The 17,774-nt window shown below is 65.9% G+C and carries 14 protein-coding genes, 3 rRNA genes and 1 pseudogene; 6 read left to right on the forward strand and 12 right to left on the reverse strand.

Going from position 1 to position 17,774, the window contains the following annotated elements; translation table 11 throughout:
• Positions 1-553: 553 nt before the first annotated feature.
• Positions 554-922, reverse strand: a pseudogene (locus ACQP2O_RS32895) (ADP-ribosylation/crystallin J1); the annotation flags it as partial.
• Between the two features lie 86 nt (positions 923-1,008).
• Positions 1,009-1,857, reverse strand: a complete 849-nt coding sequence (locus ACQP2O_RS32900) for an oxidoreductase (protein ID WP_433171877.1) — start codon at positions 1,855-1,857, stop codon at positions 1,009-1,011.
• Positions 1,858-1,953: 96 nt separating this feature from the next.
• Between ACQP2O_RS32900 and ACQP2O_RS32905 the strand changes: the two genes are divergently transcribed.
• Entirely contained in the window at positions 1,954-2,592 is a 639-nt protein-coding gene (locus ACQP2O_RS32905; RefSeq protein ID WP_433171879.1) for a TetR/AcrR family transcriptional regulator, read from the forward strand.
• On the opposite strand, the gene ACQP2O_RS32910 is transcribed toward ACQP2O_RS32905, so the two are convergent.
• Both ACQP2O_RS32910 and ACQP2O_RS32915 read right to left on the reverse strand, forming a co-directional pair.
• Positions 2,581-3,804, reverse strand: coding sequence for an MFS transporter (locus tag ACQP2O_RS32910; RefSeq protein WP_433171881.1), 1,224 nt, complete (start codon positions 3,802-3,804; stop codon positions 2,581-2,583). The two genes, ACQP2O_RS32905 and ACQP2O_RS32910, sit on opposite strands and share 12 nt — an antisense overlap.
• Before the next feature lie 218 nt (positions 3,805-4,022).
• Complete coding sequence (locus tag ACQP2O_RS32915; RefSeq protein WP_433171883.1) at positions 4,023-4,886, reverse strand: phosphotransferase family protein; 864 nt, start codon at positions 4,884-4,886, stop codon at positions 4,023-4,025.
• Between the two features lie 172 nt (positions 4,887-5,058).
• Between ACQP2O_RS32915 and ACQP2O_RS32920 the strand changes: the two genes are divergently transcribed.
• Positions 5,059-5,667: a hypothetical protein gene (locus ACQP2O_RS32920; protein WP_433171885.1), complete on the forward strand. Its 609-nt coding sequence runs from the start codon at positions 5,059-5,061 to the stop codon at positions 5,665-5,667.
• Between the two features lie 95 nt (positions 5,668-5,762).
• On the opposite strand, the gene ACQP2O_RS32925 is transcribed toward ACQP2O_RS32920, so the two are convergent.
• A complete protein-coding gene (locus ACQP2O_RS32925; protein WP_433171887.1) occupies positions 5,763-6,116 on the reverse strand; it encodes an NlpC/P60 family protein in 354 nt (117 codons plus the stop codon).
• Between the two features lie 217 nt (positions 6,117-6,333).
• On the opposite strand from ACQP2O_RS32925, the gene ACQP2O_RS32930 reads away from it, so the two are divergent.
• Complete coding sequence (locus ACQP2O_RS32930) at positions 6,334-6,798, forward strand: hypothetical protein (protein WP_433171889.1); 465 nt, start codon at positions 6,334-6,336, stop codon at positions 6,796-6,798.
• A 106-nt stretch (positions 6,799-6,904) separates the two neighbouring features.
• On the opposite strand, the gene ACQP2O_RS32935 is transcribed toward ACQP2O_RS32930, so the two are convergent.
• The gene (locus ACQP2O_RS32935) at positions 6,905-7,423 is read right to left on the reverse strand and encodes a hypothetical protein (RefSeq protein ID WP_433171891.1); all 519 of its coding nucleotides are present in this window, start codon (positions 7,421-7,423) and stop codon (positions 6,905-6,907) included.
• A gap of 43 nt (positions 7,424-7,466) precedes the next feature.
• Here ACQP2O_RS32935 and ACQP2O_RS32940 point away from each other — a divergent pair, with 43 nt between their 5' ends.
• On the forward strand, positions 7,467-8,348 hold the full coding sequence (locus ACQP2O_RS32940; RefSeq protein ID WP_433171893.1) for a hypothetical protein: 882 nt from the start codon (positions 7,467-7,469) through the stop codon (positions 8,346-8,348).
• Between the two features lie 97 nt (positions 8,349-8,445).
• Here the strand turns inward: ACQP2O_RS32940 and rrf are convergent.
• The 6 genes from rrf to ACQP2O_RS32970 form a co-directional block, all read right to left on the reverse strand.
• Positions 8,446-8,562 (reverse strand): 5S ribosomal RNA (gene rrf / locus ACQP2O_RS32945).
• 111 nt (positions 8,563-8,673) lie between these two features.
• Positions 8,674-11,810 (reverse strand): 23S ribosomal RNA (locus ACQP2O_RS32950).
• A 423-nt stretch (positions 11,811-12,233) separates the two neighbouring features.
• A 16S ribosomal RNA gene (locus ACQP2O_RS32955) occupies positions 12,234-13,754 on the reverse strand.
• The 16S, 23S and 5S rRNA genes sit together here, the layout of an rRNA operon.
• A 461-nt stretch (positions 13,755-14,215) precedes the next feature.
• Entirely contained in the window at positions 14,216-14,659 is a 444-nt protein-coding gene (locus ACQP2O_RS32960) for an NUDIX hydrolase (RefSeq protein WP_433171895.1), read from the reverse strand.
• Between the two features lie 97 nt (positions 14,660-14,756).
• Positions 14,757-15,260: a PaaX family transcriptional regulator gene (locus ACQP2O_RS32965; protein ID WP_433171897.1), complete on the reverse strand. Its 504-nt coding sequence runs from the start codon at positions 15,258-15,260 to the stop codon at positions 14,757-14,759.
• Positions 15,212-15,427 (reverse strand): hypothetical protein, encoded by a 216-nt coding sequence (locus ACQP2O_RS32970; protein WP_433171899.1) that lies wholly within the window; start codon positions 15,425-15,427, stop codon positions 15,212-15,214. Before ACQP2O_RS32970 ends, ACQP2O_RS32965 begins: the two co-directional genes overlap by 49 nt.
• A gap of 334 nt (positions 15,428-15,761) precedes the next feature.
• On the opposite strand from ACQP2O_RS32970, the gene ACQP2O_RS32975 reads away from it, so the two are divergent.
• Positions 15,762-16,082, forward strand: a complete 321-nt coding sequence (locus ACQP2O_RS32975) for a hypothetical protein (protein WP_433171901.1) — start codon at positions 15,762-15,764, stop codon at positions 16,080-16,082.
• A complete protein-coding gene (locus ACQP2O_RS32980) occupies positions 16,079-17,734 on the forward strand; it encodes an AMP-binding protein (protein ID WP_433171903.1) in 1,656 nt (551 codons plus the stop codon). The genes ACQP2O_RS32975 and ACQP2O_RS32980 overlap by 4 nt, the downstream gene beginning before the upstream one ends.
• Positions 17,735-17,774: the final 40 nt, after the last annotated feature.

Genomic DNA, 17,774 nt, shown 5'->3' on the forward strand with positions numbered 1-17,774 from the left:
CCGCCTCCAGCCACACGCGGTACGCCGCACGCCGCAACCTGAGGTCCCGGTGAGCGCGGCCCGCCGCGAGCGTCTCGTCGGACGCCGAGCGCAGCGCCGCCGTCAGCGCCTCCCGGGCATGGCCACCGCGCGCCCACGATCCGATCGCGACCGCGACGGCGGCGGCCGTCAGCAACGCGGGCCCGTCCGCCGCCCGCAATGCGGCGGTCAGGGACCGTCGCGCCTGCTCGCGAACCTGGGGCGCCCAGTCGGCGGTCCGCAGCACGAGAACGGGCAGCAGCACGTCCGTACGGAACGCGGCCTCCGTCAGCGTGGACTCCCTTCGGCGGCCGTCCGGGGAACAGGCCGCCACCAGGGATGCCAGCCGCTCGTCCGGCGGCACGACCGTCCCCGTACCGCCGCCGTACATCACGGCGAAGGTGCGGAACGCCCGGTCCAGTCCGATCCAGGTGTCCGCTCCGGTGACCGACAGCATCGCCGTCACCTCGGCGGTGGACTCCCGGCCCGCGGCGGCTTCGGCGATCCGGACCGCCAGCGGCCTGTGGCCGGGAGCGTGGAACGCCCGGACCACGTCGATCGGGCCGGCCAGATGGGCGTTGAACTCCGCGAGCTCCTCGGCCGGCACCCACAGCTCCGTGATGGTCCGGCCACCCGCTCGCCGCACCGGATAGCGCCGCGCGAAGTCCGCGTCGACCTCGAACCGCGTCACGAAACCGGCACCCGACGCCGGGACGTTCCAGTCCCGGGCGATCTTGACCGCGTACGCCTCGTTCAGGACGGGATAGAAGATCGGTTGATCGGGCAGCCGCGGTGGCCATGCCCGCCACCCCGACGCGCGCACCAACGCCAGCTCGGCCGGCCCCACCGGACGCCACAGCGTCAACGTCGACCGCCTGCCCGTACGCACGCGTTCTCCCTCCATCGGCAGGGGCTCAGTCTCGTCACCCTCGACGACCTTGACCATCGAATATCCGCCGAGGAGGCGTACGTGGGGTCGGCCGGCAGGCGTCAACGGATCTGGTGGCCGTCGGGGAAGTCCGTCGAGCGCGCGAGGTCCTCCCAGGCGCGGATGTCGGAGTCGACCGCCGCGCGGCCCGCGGCGACCAGGCGCAGCGCGTCGGAGCCGAGGACCAGGTGGGCGGGCGGGTCGGGCGCGTCCAGAACCCGCAGGATCGCGGCCGCGGCCTTGGCCGGGTCGCCCAGCTGACGGCCACTGGCGGCCTGCCGCGCCTCGCGCAGCGGGGTGAACACCTCGTCGTACTCGGGGATGGACCGCTCGGCGCGCACCATCGACCGTCCCGCCCAGTCGGTACGGAACGACCCGGGCTCGACCGCGGTGACCCGGATGCCGAGCCCTGCGACCTCCTTGCCCACGGTCTCGACGATCGCCTCGAGCGCGTACTTGCTGCCGCAGTAGGCGGACATGCCCGGCACGGTCATCAGCCCGCCCATGGAGGTGACGGCGAAGATGTGTCCGGCGCGGCGGGCCCGCATGTACGGCAGGACGGCCTGGATGGTCGCGGCCGCGCCGAAGACGTTGACCTCGAACTGGGCCCGCAGGTCCGCCGGCGGCGTCTCCTCGAACACCCCCTCGAGGCCGTAGCCGGCGTTGGCGATCAGGACGTCGATCGGCCCGATGCCGGCTTCCACCTCCTCGACCAGCGCGAACACGGCCTTGTCGTCGGTGACGTCGAGCAGCCACGCGTGCGCGCGCCCCGGCGCCGACCGGGCGAAGGCGTCGGCGTCGTCCTGCCTGCGGACCGTGCCGACGACGGTATGGCCGGCGTCCAGCGCCCCGTGCGCGAACGCCCGCCCCAGGCCGCTGCTGACACCGGTGATGAGAAAAGTCCTGGTCATGAGATCGGCTCCTTCCGACACACCTTCGATTCTACACAACGCAGATTTTTCTCAACACAGCGTCGATTATCTGCCGATCGCAGTATCCTCGGCCTCATGGCGACGGAGCGGACGGCGCGGAGGCGGCGCGACACCCCGCGCAAGGGCGACCTGCGCGAGCAGGCGATCCTGCGCACGACGGAGGAGTTGCTGGAGCGGGACGGTGTCGAGCCGATGACCGTCGAGGCCATCGCCAAAGGCGCCGGGATCTCGCGGGGGTCGTTGTACTTCTACTTCGGTTCCAAGCAAGACGTGCTGACGGCACTGGTCGCCCGTACGCTCGACACGCTCACCCAGGACGCCACCGTCTTCCCCGACGACGAGACCACTCCGCCGCACCAGGCCATCGAGCACGCCATCGACCGGACCGCGGACATGTGGCGCCGGCACGGCCGGGTGATGCGCACCGCCGTCGACTACGCGGCCGTGATCCCGGAGATCGGCGATCTGTGGACCGCCACGGTGGCGACCTTCGCGAAGGTGATGACCGGCGTTCTCGTCCGCGCCGGCGTCCCCGAAGGCGACGGCCCGGCCGACGCCGCGGCCCTGGCGCACACGCTGTGCTGGATGACCGAACGCGCCCTCTACCAGGCGGCGTCTCAGCCGGTTCCCGACCTGGCCCGCGCCATCACCACCTGCACCGAGATCTGGTTCCGGGTCATCGGCCACCGCGACGGGACGGGCTCAGGCGGCTAGTGCCGCGACTTCACCCTGCCGCGCGTGCTCATGGCGCCCCGCCCAGCGGACGGCGAGCGGTGCCGCCAGGCCCGTCAGGGCGAACAGTGCTCCCACGACGTACCACCCCGGACGCCCCCAGGTGATGCAGAGGGAGATGAGCAGGGTCGGCCCGAGGGTCTCGGCCAGACCGGTGCCCAAGCCGAACACGCCCAGGTACTGACCGGTCGCGTGCTCCGGGGCGAGGGCGAAGGAGACCTCGAATCCCGCTGCGGAGTGCCACAGCTCGCCCACCGTGTGGATCACCACCGCCGTCATGAGCAGCGTCGCGGCGGCCCATGCCGGCACCCCCGCGGACAGCGAGAACAGCGAGCAGGCGACGAGGAAGGCGACACCCGACCTCCGGTAGGCGACCCCTCCGGCCGTCGGGGAGTCGACGCCGCGGCTGGCTCGTACCTGGAACGCGATGACGATGACGGTGTTGGTGAGCATGGTGCCCGAGATCAGCCAGCGTGGGGCGGTCGTGGCCTGGATCATCCAGAGCGGAAGCGCGACGGTGAGCACCTTGAACTGGATCGCCATGATGCCGTTCAGCACCGTGATCAGCAGGTACGGCCGGTCCCGCAGCGCGAGCCGGCGAGGGCCGTCGACGGCGTGACCGGACGTCACCGGCGGCAGGAAGACCAGGAACACCGCGGAGGCGCCGACGGTCACCGCGTTGCCGATGACCAGCATCTCGTAGGCCGTGTGCGTGCCCACCTGCACGACCCAGCCCGCCAGAAGGGCGCCGACGGAAACGCCGATGTTGGTCACGGCCCGCAGGTAGGCGCGGAACTCCTGAGGCCGGTCCCCTCCGTGACGCCGGATGAGCGGACTGCGCGCGGCGTCCTCGGCCGCGTGCGCCCCGGTGGCCGCGCACACCGCGAGGACGAACGGCCAGAAGCTGTGCGCGAGCAGGAAGCAGGCCGTTGCCAGCCCTCGGACGACGAGGGTGGTCGCGTAGACGCCACGCGCTCCGCGCGTGTCCGCGAGGTGGCCGACGGCGATCCCCGCGGCGAGCGAGACGAACCCGGCGATGCCGAGTCCGAGCCCCACCTGGGCCGCCGGCAGGTGGGCCGCCTGGGTGAAGTACAGGACCCCGGCGGTCAGATAGAGGCCGCTGCCGATGGTGTTGACGAAGTTCGTGGCGGCGATGGCGCGCTGCGGTCCGTTGTCCGGCAGCAGATGGGGCATGGCGAGGCTCCACGTCTGGGCGACGGCAGAGCCCCAGCTTCTTGCAAAGAGCTTGCAATAGCAAGCCTCTTGCATCATGTCCTGATCCTGAAGCCCCTAGAGGTCGCGGCGGACGGAGAGACGGTCGAGCGTCTGCGCGAGCGAGACGGTGGCGAGATCGCGCACACGCGCGTACTCCTCCTCCGGGTACTGCCGGGGTCCGTTCTCGATCAGGAGGATCAGGTACAGGTACGCCCGATAGAGATCGAGCCGGACGTGGGCCGCCGGGTCAGCTCCAGCGGAGCCACCTCGCGATAGCCGGCCAGCAGCGGGTCGTCCTCGCGCAGGTCACCGAAGACGGTCGGCGTGACGAACTCCGCCAGCGGGTCGCCCCAGAACGCGCGTTCGTGGTCGATGATGGCCTGGATCCGCGGCGTCGCGGTGAGGTCGAGGAAGACGTTGCCCGCCCACACGTCGAAGTGCACCAAGCGCGGCGTCACCACCTCGTCCAGGACGGGCGCGGCCGCGGTGAGCACCGCGCCGATCTCCGCGGCCGGCAGCGGCAAGGGCGTCGGGTAGCGATCGACGTCGGCCAGCAGGGCCCCGGCCATCGCGAGATACGCCTCGCGCCACGTGGCACCGGTGATCCCCGCGTACGGGTAGCCGAAGACGTCTCCGGTGACCGTGTGCAGCCGTGCGAGGTGCCGGCCGAGCTCGCGGCGGAGCGAATCCTCCTCGGTCGGCTTGACGGCGTTCCACGAGACGCCGTCGAGCGCACCGAACAGCAGGTGGTCCCCGCCGAGCACCGGGTCGTCGAACACCGCGCCCAGCAGCGTCGGCACCGGTATGCCCGCCGCCGCGGCCAGCCCATAGGCCTCGGCCTCCATGCGCAGGAGGTTGCGCTCGTAACTGAGCTGCTCCAGCTCCGGAGGCGGGGACAGCTTGAGCACGACCTCGCGGCCGTCGTCGAGGGCGAGCCTCCACACCGCGTTGGCGAACCCGTCCGTCAGCTCGGTCGACGCCGTCACGCCCGCACCGAGGGCCCGCCGGGCCAGCGCGTCCAGCTCCGCATCGGACAGGCGCCGTTTCGTCCTACTGTTCACGGCCCCGATTGTGCGGTCACGCCCGGTTGGTCGTCCAGGTCCCCCGGGCGAGGGAATCGGGCCTCCACCGGCGGGCCAGCGAGCTCGATCGTCCGGGTGAGGCCGGAGACCGGGCGTTCTGCGAGTTTCGAGACACGGGCAACACGGCCCGTACGCTCTCGAGGAGCCGTAAATGGCACATCTGTACGCCCGGGTCGCGGCGGCCGGGATCGGCGGCATCGTCCTGCTGACGGGCGCCACGGCGCACGCCGCCCCCGCCTCCCCCAAGGAAGGTCACGTCACCGGTGACGCCTGGGTGAGATACCCGCTCGACCCGGAGAACCCCCTCCGCCGGTTCGTCGTCGACGCGCACGGCCACGCGTTCCGGTTCGACGGCAAGAAAATGATTATGGGGGCCGCTCACGGCACCGTACGGTTCGATCACCCCATTCCGGACTCGAACGGCGTCGTACGGCACTACTGGGGCACCGTGAAGGTCGACTACCTGATGACCGCGGGCCCCGTCGCGGTCGTGTCCGGGACCAGCAAGGGCGTCATCGGCGAGGCGGACGGCACGCGTATGGCCTTCAGCGTCTACGCCGACCCGCGCGGCCACCGGTACGACCGGATCGGGTTCTCCTGGGGCGCCGTCGACGGCCGCTGCCTGCGCATGGGCCTGGCACCCGCGCCGTTCACGACGTACGACTCCGGCAAGGGATACACGGTGAAGCACGCCGAGCTTCCCACCGTCCCCAAGGGCGCCGAGCCGCCGGCCGACCCACCCCCCTGCACGCAGAGCTGAACGCCGCCGCGCCTGGCGGCGCGACGAGTGGCGACGGACCGGGCCGAGACGACATCTCGGCCCGGTCCGAACGCCGGACTCGCCGACCCAGGCACCTACGCCAGGCGAACCAGGCGTATGACGCGTTTGATGCCGATCACGGTTCGGTACCGGTCCCGTGCAGCAAAGTCATTCATGCGCCACACAGCCGGATGCCCGATCTCAGAACTGAGGTGAAGGATCTGATCATGACCGGCCCAGATACCGACATGAGCGCCCCAAGCGTCGCTGGTGGCGTTGAAGAGGATCAGATCCAGCGGCCGGGCGGCCGAGACGCGTTTCGTCGCCTCCGTGTCGGCCCACAACTCGCTTGATCGAAACGCAGGCACCTCAAGCCCGAAGTGTCTAAGTACTTCATAGGCGAACAACTGACAGTTGGCACCATCGGCGATGCCAGGATGCTCGGCCACGGCGCGTGATCCCGGATACCGGGCTCCGACATATTGAACAGCCCAAAAATCAGATGGAATTCGAGTCAATATTCCACTCACCGACACACGATCACCCTGAGATACCGCAGAAGGAACTCCGCCCTGATCATACGGCGAGAGACCATGGCCGCCTCCCAGGCGAACGTCAGGAAAGTAGGCTGACCGCGGTTACCCGCGACGGGTGAAGGAGCCGCTGATGACCACCGATCCAACGATGACCCGAATCGGCCAGGGGGTGGAGTTGCATCACCACCAAGGCCGGCGTGAAGCCGCTCGCGGCTTGTTCGCGCAGAAGTGGGACGACATCGGCGGCGAGAAAGGCGACCCGCTGCATGTTTGCGTCCTTGCCCACTCGATGGCCGACGTGCAAGACGACGTGCACCAGGAGCTGATGTGGGATCTGCGAGCGCTCACCGCCGCCGATCGGGTCACCGATCAGCGGGTGGCGCAAGTCGGGGTGACGCTTCCGGTGGCGGGCTTGTATCCATCGTTGCACCTGAACTTGAGCGAGTGCTACGGCAAGCTGGGCGATCTCGATCGCGCCCGTGAGCACCTCCAGCAGGCCCGAGCCGGGATCGGCGCGCTTGGCGACGACGAGTATGGACAGCTCATCAAGGGCGGCCTGGAGCGGCTCGCCGAGCAGTTGGGTGAGGCCGGCTGACGGCGAACCCGGCGAGTCCCCGTGCTAGCTGTTGATCTTCGTCGTTGGCGCTTTGAGCAGGGTCATTCTCAGGCCAGGCGCTTTGAGCCACCCGGCACCAGCGAGCTTAGGCGAGCGCCTCGCGGAGAATGCGAACAGCCCTTGGGCCGACGCCGTGCATCGCCAGCAGTTCGGTGTCGGTCAGGGCGGCGACCTGGGCGAGCGTGGTGATGCCTGCGCCGGTGAGGGCCCGGGTCGCGGGCGCTCCGATGGCCTTGGGCAGGTCGCCGACCTCACCGGGCGTCGCGGTGTCTCCAGCGGCCACTCGCGCCGCCAGTCGCTTCGGCGCCTGCGAAAGCCAGGCACGACGCACCCAGTGGTTGAGCTGCTGACCGTTGATGTCCCCGATCGGGACGCATACGCCGACCGGCGTCGCGCCGCGGGCCAGCCGCTGCGCTGTCGGATGCGCGGCAAGGACCTCGTCCGCATCCGGCACGGGAAGCCGGAGCTCCACCAGGTGGTCCTTGCCCAACGACGCGAATCGCTTCTCGTGCACCGTGAATGCGACGATTCCTGAGCCGATGACTTGCTCGGCGGTCCCGGGATAGGAGAGGGCAGCCTTGCGAAGCTGGGCGAGGGTCGTCATGGGCCTAGCCTGGCATATCGAATGACCGCATCGAGGAGACCCGATGAGACTGTCTATTCTCGATCACGGCCACCGCCGCCGTGCCAAGCTGTTCCTCACGCTCACCTCGGCTCTGTCGCGGGTGGACAGCCCGGACATCACGAAGATGCTGCTCTACCGGCCGGGGTTCCTCGCCCGCCCGCTGCTGGAGCTGACCGCCGACGCGATGCGCGGGCCCTCGTACTGGACGGCCGGGGAACGCGAATACCTGGCGATGTGCACTGCCCAGCTGCACCAATGCCCCTTCTGCATCGATACGCACGCCGAGCTCACGCGGATTGCCGGCCACGGCGAGATCGACCCGGACAATCCGACATCGGCACGGCCCGAACTGCGCGCCGTCCGCGACTTCCTGGCCACCCTCATCAGCACACCGGACCGCGCCGACGCCGCCGGGGTCACCACCCTGCCCGAACACGCGGTCCTGGAGGCGCTGCGCGTCAACCTGGTGTTCGACATCATCAACCGGCTCGCCAATGCGTTCGGCTTCACCCTTCGTGAGGGCCAGTTGCACAGCGGTACCCGCGCGCTGCACCGATTCGGCTACCGCTTTCCACGCTTCCTGCTCGCCGACGGCGAGACCATCGACCACGGCGACGCCGTGGAGAACCTTCGCCATGCGGTGCTGGACGTGCCGGGCACCACCGACCCGGCGCTGCGCACGGCCGCCGCGAGCGGCGGACCGCTTCCCGAACCGTGGCAGTCCTACGCCACAACCGTCCGCGACGCCTCATACAAGATCACCGTGACCGATATCGACCGGCTCACCGCTGCCGGGCACACCGAGGACCAGATCTTCGAGGTCACCGTCGCGGCGGCGACCGGCGCGGCGCTGCACAGTTTCGATTCGGGTCGGCGTGCACTCGGGCACAAGACCACGACCTGAATCCGCGAGTCCCGTCAAGAATGGCCTTGCTGTCCGCCCTCAAACGCAGGAAAGCCCGCCGGCGTTAGCCTGGCGGGCTTTCCTGATCTATGTGAATGTCCGGCGGTGTCCTACTCTCCCACACCGTCTCCAGTGCAGTACCATCGGCGCTGAAGGGCTTAACTTCCGGGTTCGGAATGGGACCGGGTGTTTCCCCTTCGCCAAAACCACCGAAACGCCTAACAGAACCCGGCGTACGGGGGTCGTAAGTTCCCGGCCGTGTCCCGAGAACCGCACAGTGAACGCGAACATCTCTTGCTTAACGCAGCTCTTGAACGAAGAAGTGTGTGTCAAGCCACTCGGCCTATTAGTACCGGTCAACTCCACACCTTGCGGTGCTTCCATCTCCGGCCTATCAACCCAGTCGTCTAGCTGGGGGCCTTACAACCCGAAGGTTGGGAGACCTCATCTTGAGGAAGGCTTCCCGCTTAGATGCTTTCAGCGGTTATCCCGACCGAACGTAGCCAACCAGCCATGCACCTGGCGGTACAACTGGCACACCAGAGGTTCGTCCGTCCCGGTCCTCTCGTACTAGGGACAGACCCTCGCAAGTCTCCTACGCGCACAGCGGATAGGGACCGAACTGTCTCGCGACGTTCTAAACCCAGCTCGCGTGCCGCTTTAATGGGCGAACAGCCCAACCCTTGGGACCTACTCCAGCCCCAGGATGCGACGAGCCGACATCGAGGTGCCAAACCTTGCCGTCGATATGGACTCTTGGGCAAGATCAGCCTGTTATCCCCGGGGTACCTTTTAGCCGTTGAGCGACACCCCATCCACACGGTGGTGCCGGATCACTAGGCCCTGCTTTCGCACCTGCTCGACATGTCTGTCTCACAGTCAAGCTCCCTTGTGCCCTTGCACTCAACACCTGATTGCCAACCAGGCTGAGGGAACCTTTGGGCGCCTCCGTTACTCTTTGGGAGGCAACCGCCCCAGTTAAACTACCCACCAGGCACTGTCCCCCACCCGGATAAACGGGCGCGGGTTAGACGCTCGAAACGACCAGAGTGGTATTTCACCAACGACTCCACCACCACTGGCGTGATGGCTTCACAGTCTCCCACCTATCCTACACAAGACGCTCCAAACGCCAATGCCAAGCTATAGTGAAGGTCCCGGGGTCTTTCCGTCCTGCTGCGCGTAACGAGCATCTTTACTCGTAGTGCAATTTCACCGGGCCTGTGGTTGAGACAGTGGGGAAGTCGTTACGCCATTCGTGCAGGTCGGAACTTACCCGACAAGGAATTTCGCTACCTTAGGATGGTTATAGTTACCACCGCCGTTTACCGGCGCTTAGGTTCTCAGCTTCGCCACCACAAGGGCAGCTAACCGGTCCCCTTAACGTTCCGGCACCGGGCAGGCGTCAGTCCGTATACAGCGTCTTTCGACTTCGCACGGACCTGTGTTTTTAGTAAACAGTCGCTTCCCCCTGGTATCTGCGACCCCCACCAGCTTCACGAAGCCAGTTCGGTCACCAGCAGGGGCCCCCCTTCTCCCAAAGTTACGGGGGCAATTTGCCGAGTTCCTTAACCACAGTTCACCCGATCGCCTCGGTATTCTCTACCTGACCACCTGAGTCGGTTTGGGGTACGGGCCGCCGACACACTCGCTAGAGGCTTTTCTCGACAGCATGGGATCACTCACTTCACCTAAATCGGCTCGGCATCACATCTCAGGCTTAATAGCGCGCGGATTTACCTACACGCCGCCCTACATGCTTACCCCAGGAACAACCATCGCCTGGGCTGAGCTACCCTCCTGCGTCACCCCATCACTTGCCTACTACCACCTCAGGTCCACCACTCGCCCACGCAAGACCCCCGAAGGGATCAAGCAGGGTCTGCGATGTTAGTGTCAGTGGGTTCAGCATGGGCGCGTGTCAGCGGGTACGGGAATATCAACCCGTTGTCCATCGACTACGCCTCGCGGCCTCGCCTTAGGTCCCGACTTACCCTGGGCGGATTAGCCTGCCCCAGGAACCCTTGGTCATCCGGCGGAGGGGTTTCTCACCCCTCATTCGCTACTCATGCCTGCATTCTCACTCGTGTGGTCTCCACGACTAGCTCACGCTGCCGCTTCACAGCCCACACGACGCTCCCCTACCCATCCCAGCCCCTGGACGTACAAGTACGCCTGGGTACTGCTGAGATGCCACGGCTTCGGCGGTGTGCTTGAGCCCCGCTACATTGTCGGCGCGGAATCACTTGACCAGTGAGCTATTACGCACTCTTTCAAGGGTGGCTGCTTCTAAGCCAACCTCCTGGTTGTCACAGCAACTCCACATCCTTTACCACTTAGCACACGCTTAGGGGCCTTAGCCGGTGATCTGGGCTGTTTCCCTCTCGACTACGAACCTTATCGCCCGCAGTCTCACTGCCACGCTTCACTTACCGGCATTCGGAGTTTGGCTGACTTCAGTAAGCTTGTCGGCCCCCTAGGCCATCCAGTAGCTCTACCTCCGGCAAGAAACACGCAACGCTGCACCTAAATGCATTTCGGGGAGAACCAGCTATCACGGAGTTTGATTGGCCTTTCACCCCTACCCACAGGTCATCCCCCAGGTTTTCAACCCTGGTGGGTTCGGTCCTCCACACGGTCTTACCCGCGCTTCAACCTGCCCATGGGTAGATCACTCCGCTTCGGGTCTACAGCATGCGACTAAAGAGCGCCCTATTCAGACTCGCTTTCGCTACGGCTCCCCCACACGGGTTAACCTCGCCACACACCATAACTCGCAGGCTCATTCTTCAAAAGGCACGCCATCACACCACACCCCCAAAGAGGATGCGGGAGCTCTGACGGCTTGTAGGCACACGGTTTCAGGTACTCTTTCACGACCCCTCACCGGGGCACTTTTCACCTTTCCCTCACGGTACTAGTCCGCTATCGGTCACCAGGGAGTATTCAGGCTTACCAGGTGGTCCTGGCAGATTCACACGAGATTTCACGGGCCCCGTGCTACTCGGGAAACACCTAATGAAGACAACAAGATTTCGCCTACCGGACTCTCACCGACTACGGTCGACCATCCCAGATCGTTCGACTATCCTGCTGTTTTTTGACTCCACGCCCAGACGGCGGTCCAGACAAAGATGCTCCCACAACCCCACACACGCAACACCCGCCGGCTATCACACGCGCATGGTTTAGCCTCATCCCCTTTCGCTCACCACTACTCAGGGAATCACTATTGTTTTCTCTTCCTGCGGGTACTGAGATGTTTCACTTCCCCGCGTTACCACCAACCGCCCTATCAATTCAGACGGAGGCAACACCCCATGACAGGTGCTAGGTTTCCCCATTCGGAAATCCCCGGATCAACGCTCGGTTGCCAACTCCCCGGGGCATATCGCAGGCTCCCACGTCCTTCATCGGCTCCTGGTACCAAGGCATCCACCGTGTGCCCTAAAAAACTTGAACACACTCGACAAGAACAAAGATGCTCGCGTCCACTATGCAGTTCTCAAAACACGGACAGAACCAACCCCCAGCCACCACCAAACCACCGAAACCCTCGACCCGAAGACCAGAGAAACAATGTGGTATGGCGACCAGATCAGCCTGTAACGCGGAGAACCCCTGACCGGGGTTCTGCCTGAGAAGCCCGAGCGTGAACGCCCGTTCCCTCAGGACCCAACAGTGTGCCCGGCCCTCCCAGAACCCGCCCTGCGCTTTCCTGAACCCGTAAACGGGCAGTACTAACGAAGAACACGAACTGAGAAGAACCGAATAGCCAGTGCTCCACAACCTATGAGCAGACCCACCCGCAGAACATTCGCCTGCGACAGTGAGCCAGCACCAACCCCGCGGACAGTTCCGCGAGCTGGTGGCAGTGCTCCTTAGAAAGGAGGTGATCCAGCCGCACCTTCCGGTACGGCTACCTTGTTACGACTTCGTCCCAATCGCCGGCCCCACCTTCGACCGCTCCCCCCACAAGGGTTGGGCCACGGGCTTCGGGTGTTGCTGACTTTCGTGACGTGACGGGCGGTGTGTACAAGGCCCGGGAACGTATTCACCGCAGCGTTGCTGATCTGCGATTACTAGCGACTCCGACTTCATGGGGTCGAGTTGCAGACCCCAATCCGAACTGAGACCGGCTTTTCGGGATTCGCTCCACCTCACGGTTTCGCAGCCCTTTGTACCGGCCATTGTAGCATGTTTGCAGCCCAAGACATAAGGGGCATGATGACTTGACGTCATCCCCACCTTCCTCCGAGTTGACCCCGGCAGTCTCCCATGAGTCCCCAACCACCCGAAGGTGTTGCTGGCAACATGGAACGAGGGTTGCGCTCGTTGCGGGACTTAACCCAACATCTCACGACACGAGCTGACGACAGCCATGCACCACCTGTCACCGGCCCAAAAGGACCCCACATCTCTGCGAGTTTTCCGGTGATGTCAAACCTTGGTAAGGTTCTTCGCGTTGCGTCGAATTAAGCAACATGCTCCGCCGCTTGTGCGGGCCCCCGTCAATTCCTTTGAGTTTTAGCCTTGCGGCCGTACTCCCCAGGCGGGGCGCTTAATGCGTTAGCTACGGCACGGAATCCGTGGAAAGACCCCACACCTAGCGCCCAACGTTTACGGCGTGGACTACCAGGGTATCTAATCCTGTTCGCTCCCCACGCTTTCGCTCCTCAGCGTCAGGTAAGGCCCAGAGAACCGCCTTCGCCACCGGTGTTCCTCCCGATATCTGCGCATTTCACCGCTACACCGGGAATTCCATTCTCCCCTACCTACCTCTAGTCTGCCCGTATCCACCGCAGGCCCGAGGTTAAGCCTCGGGTTTTCACGGCAGACGCGACAGACCGCCTACGAGCTCTTTACGCCCAATAATTCCGGACAACGCTTGCGCCCTACGTATTACCGCGGCTGCTGGCACGTAGTTAGCCGGCGCTTCTTCCCCACCTACCGTCACGTTAGCTTCGTCGGTGGTGAAAGAGGTTTACAACCCGAAGGCCTTCATCCCCCACGCGGCGTCGCTGCGTCAGGCTTCCGCCCATTGCGCAATATTCCCCACTGCTGCCTCCCGTAGGAGTCTGGGCCGTGTCTCAGTCCCAGTGTGGCCGGTCGCCCTCTCAGGCCGGCTACCCGTCGTCGCCTTGGTAGGCCATCACCCCACCAACAAGCTGATAGGCCGCGAGCCCATCCCCAGCCGAAAAACTTTCCACCACCAACCATGCGGTCAGTGGTCATGTCCGGTATTAGACCCAGTTTCCCAGGCTTATCCCAGAGCTAGGGGCAGGTTACTCACGTGTTACTCACCCGTTCGCCGCTCGAGTACCCCGAAGGGCCTTTCCGCTCGACTTGCATGTGTTAAGCACGCCGCCAGCGTTCGTCCTGAGCCAGGATCAAACTCTCCGTTAAGGCCAAACGACGACCATCCGGCGAAGGATGACCGCCAAACCCTGACGAAACAAATCCCGGCAAGAATCATACTTGCCAAAGGAATCCAAACCCGACCAGACCAACCCCGAAAGATCAGCCCAGCCAAGCGAGGACCATAAAGGCACTGGCTTTTAGCACACTGTTGAGTTCTCAAGAAACGGACACACACCGTCTAGGAGACTGTTTCCAGCTTCCCGTCTGGGGCTTGTTTCCTCAATCTTACCGATCCGTTTCCCTTTGTCGAATCGACCGACTCGGGGGTACTTCTCGGCCCTCCCCAATATACGGCAACCGAAGTCCGAAAACTCCTGAACCCGCTTTTGGGAAGGTCCCGGCGACCGCGCCACCAGACGGTGTCACGTACTCGAGCCGGGCTGATAGATCCATATTAGCTCATCTCTGAGACTCCTCATGCCAATCCCGAGAACAGACAGCCGACCTCACGTTGCCGGAGCATGGTCACGGCGGCGGCTGAACCACTCCCCGATCGACCGCTTGTAGCCGTCCGGCATGCGCAGCCCCGGCACCTCCGTCTCGCTGAAGAGCGCGGCTTCCGCATGCTCATGGCTGACCTGGGGCGGCCGGTCGGTCGTGAGCTCGCACCCGTAGGTGACGATCAGCACGTCCGCCCCGGGAGCGATGTGATACACCCACGAGTCGAGGATCGCCGCGATCGTCACCGGCCAGGACGCCTCTTCCAGGATCTCCCGCGCCAGGCAGACCTCGGGGGATTCCCCAAGCTCGAGTTTGCCGCCCGGCAGTTCCCATTCATCGCGCTCGTTCCGCAGCAGCAACACCCGGTCGGCCGGGTCGAGCACAACGCCTTTGACGCTCACCGGGAACCGGTGCGCCGCGCTCCTGCCCGCGGTCCGCTCCTCTGCCATGCCTGCACCGCACCACGAGCACGGTCCGGTGGTCAACGACGAACACCCGGCGACCGGCCGGGATGACGGGAGTGCGAAACCCGCGACAGGTCGCCGGCTATCCCTTGAGGACGGATTCGGCGAACTTGTGTGCGGGCTTGGCGAGCCGCTCGTGCAGTTCGAAGAAGGTCTCGGCTGCTCGCATCCCGTTCCAGTCCGTCGGCAGCACCTCGGCGGGAAGCCCTGGATCGGAGTACGGGAGACGGCGCCAGTCCGTGAGAGCGCTGACGTGGTCCACGAACGCCTGAGCCGGATCGATGTCCACGCGGTCGCGATAGCCGCGCAGAATCGGATCGTAACGCTCGAGGAACTCGTCATAGAGGTCCTGTGGGCGAGCCAGATCCCACCAACCCGGGACCTGATCCCTGACATCGGCGAACGCCAGATGGTGTGCGTGGAAGAGATTGACGTAGGCGCTCAGCCCGTGGCGTTCGAGGGCGTCGCGCGTCTCGTCGAGGAGATGGGCGGGCGCGATCCAGACTCCCGCGGCGACCGTGCCGAACCCGAGCCAGGTCAGTCGTGAGCGCAGTTGGTGTCGCTTGTCGCGTTCCGTCTCCGGCACGCTGAAGACGGCCAGGAGCCAGCCCTCGCGGTGGTCGCCTGCCGCCGCTCGAAGATGCGCCGGTCGCCCTCGCGCAGGATCTGGTAGCCCTCTTGGGACAACGCGTACCCGGCGGTGCCGTCGACCTTGGTCGAGGCGAGGAGACCGCGCCGCACCTCCGCGCTCACGGACGCACTCCTGGTGTGCTCCCTTACGTAGTATCGACGGCCGTCATCGTACCGACTCATTGATGCCGGCCCCTGACGCTCTGCCAGGGCGCACGACAGAGGCGTCCGAGCTTCTCCAACCGCCACGCGCGAACTCGACGGCGCTGGGCTGCACAGGGGTCCCCCTCGGCTCGTTATTGACAATCCATGACGACCGCGAAGAATTCGGCATACGAACGCTGCCGACCAGCGCCGCCTACGTGGAACCGATCGAGCCCGACAGTGAAGCCGGCGGCACCATGGCCCAGCTCACCACCGCCCGACCCCACGACCGACCGGAACGGAGCCGACCCCCATGGAACCCGACCTCAGCAAGTACCGCCTCGAGGGCGACGACTCGATGTACCGACTGCCCAGCGGCCTCGTCGCTCCCGTGGTGACGCGCGGCGGTTCGGAGAACGTCGACACCGCCGATTCCGGCGGGGCCATCCGGGTCTCGGGGGTCAGCATCCAGCACACCCCGGCCACCAGGCTGTGGTTCGGCAAGGTCAGCAACGAGTGCAGCGTCTCGCGGACCGATCCGCTGGTGTGGATGACCACGCGCACACCGGAGAACATCGTCGTCAACCTGCCCGACGTCGCCGACGCGGACCTGCGCGACCGGCTGGACCGATGACGACCTCCCCGCCGGCCCCCTCTGCGCACCTGGACACCTTCACCCGCGACCACCTGCCTCCCGCCCACCTGTGGCCGACGATCGAGTTCACCACGCCGGAGCTGCGCTACCCGGAGCGGCTCAACGCCGCCACCGAGCTCGTCGACGTCCCCATCGCGACGTTCGGGGCCGATCGGCCGGCGCTCCGTACGCCGGCCGGGGAGGTCTGGTCGTACGGCGAGCTGCGGGCGCGGGCCAACCAGGTCGCGCAGGTGCTGACTGAGGACCTCGGCCTGGTTCCGGGGCAGCGTGTCATGCTCCGCTCGCCCAACAACCCGTGGACGGTCGCCGCGTGGCTCGGCGTGCTCAAGGCCGGCGGCGTCGTCGTCACCACGATGGCCGCACTGCGCGCCCGGGAGGTCGCCCCGATCGTCGAACGGACCCGGCCCTCGGTCGCGCTGGTCGACCACCGGTGCGCCGAGGACGCGTACACAGTCCGGGACACGACGCTGCCGTCGCTGACGGTCGTGGAGTACGGCGGCACCGGTCCGGAGGATCTCATCGCCCGCGCCGCTGCCAAGTCCGGCGCGTTCACCGACGTGGAGACGTCCGCCGATGACGTGGCGCTCCTCGGGCCGACCTCCGGCAGTACGGGCACGCCGAAGATCACCATGCACTTCCACCGGGACGTCTTGTCCATCGACCACACCTTCGGCCGCCATGTGCTGAAGCTGGTCGCGGACGACCTGGTCGCCTGTTCCGCCCCCTTGGCCTTCACCTTCGGCCTCGGCATGCTCGTCGTCTTCCCCCTGCGGGCCGGTGCCTGCATGCTGCTGACCGAGGCCGCCACCCCGCTGCAGCTCGCGGAGATCGTGGAGCGGGAAGGCGTCACCGTTCTCGCGACGGCGCCGACGGCGTACCGGGCCATCCTGCGAGAAGGGCAGGAACGGCGGCTCGCCGGGCTCCGGGCCGGGGTATCGGCGGGCGAGCACATCCCCCAGGACACGTGGGAGAAGCTGCGGGACACGCTCGGGCTTGAGATCATCGACGGCATCGGCGCCACCGAGCTGCTGCACATCTTCATCGCGGCCGCCGGTGACGACATCCGGCCCGGGGCGACCGGCAAGCCGGTGCCCGGATACCGGGCCGCCATCCTCGACCCCGACGGCGCGGAGCTCGGCCCCGGAGAGCCGGGCCTGCTGGGCGTCATCGGCCCGATCGGCTGCCGCTACCTCGACGACGAGCGACAGCAGAACTACGTCCTGGGCGGCTGGAACATCACCGGGGACATCTTCTGCAAGGACGAGGACGGCTACTTCTTCTACCAGTCCCGCAGCGACAACATGATCGTCTCCTCGGGCTACAACATCGGCGGTCCCGAAGTCGAGGCCGCCATCGACACCCACCCCGACGTCCTCGAGTCCGCGGTCATCGGCCGCCCGGACGCCGAGCGCGGCTCGGTCGTGTGCGCCTTCGTGGTGCTCCGTGACGGCGTGACGCGCGACGCCGCCAAGGCCAAGGAGATCCAGGATCATGTCAAGCGGATCCTGGCCCCCTACAAGTACCCGCGCGATGTGCGGTTCTGCGACTCCCTGCCGCGCAACGCGAACGGCAAACTGCAGCACTTCGCGCTCCGCCGGATCCTGGAGAGCGAACAGTCCGCCTCGGCCTGACGACCGCGCGACCGGCACGGTTTCCCATCGGCCCCAGGGG

Origin of the sequence: Actinoallomurus sp. CA-150999 (assembly GCF_050942425.1) — a bacterium.
Classification (GTDB): Bacteria; Actinomycetota; Actinomycetes; order Streptosporangiales; family Streptosporangiaceae; genus Actinoallomurus.

Coding starts and splice junctions, on each gene's coding strand:
- ACQP2O_RS32900 (WP_433171877.1), bottom strand. CDS start 1,857: ATGACCAGGACTTTTCTCATCACCGGTGTCAGCAGCGGCCTGGGGCGG.
- ACQP2O_RS32905 (WP_433171879.1), top strand. CDS start 1,954: ATGGCGACGGAGCGGACGGCGCGGAGGCGGCGCGACACCCCGCGCAAG.
- ACQP2O_RS32910 (WP_433171881.1), bottom strand. CDS start 3,804: ATGCCCCATCTGCTGCCGGACAACGGACCGCAGCGCGCCATCGCCGCC.
- ACQP2O_RS32920 (WP_433171885.1), top strand. CDS start 5,059: ATGGCACATCTGTACGCCCGGGTCGCGGCGGCCGGGATCGGCGGCATC.
- ACQP2O_RS32930 (WP_433171889.1), top strand. CDS start 6,334: ATGACCACCGATCCAACGATGACCCGAATCGGCCAGGGGGTGGAGTTG.
- ACQP2O_RS32935 (WP_433171891.1), bottom strand. CDS start 7,423: ATGACGACCCTCGCCCAGCTTCGCAAGGCTGCCCTCTCCTATCCCGGG.
- ACQP2O_RS32940 (WP_433171893.1), top strand. CDS start 7,467: ATGAGACTGTCTATTCTCGATCACGGCCACCGCCGCCGTGCCAAGCTG.
- ACQP2O_RS32960 (WP_433171895.1), bottom strand. CDS start 14,659: ATGGCAGAGGAGCGGACCGCGGGCAGGAGCGCGGCGCACCGGTTCCCG.
- ACQP2O_RS32975 (WP_433171901.1), top strand. CDS start 15,762: ATGGAACCCGACCTCAGCAAGTACCGCCTCGAGGGCGACGACTCGATG.
- ACQP2O_RS32980 (WP_433171903.1), top strand. CDS start 16,079: ATGACGACCTCCCCGCCGGCCCCCTCTGCGCACCTGGACACCTTCACC.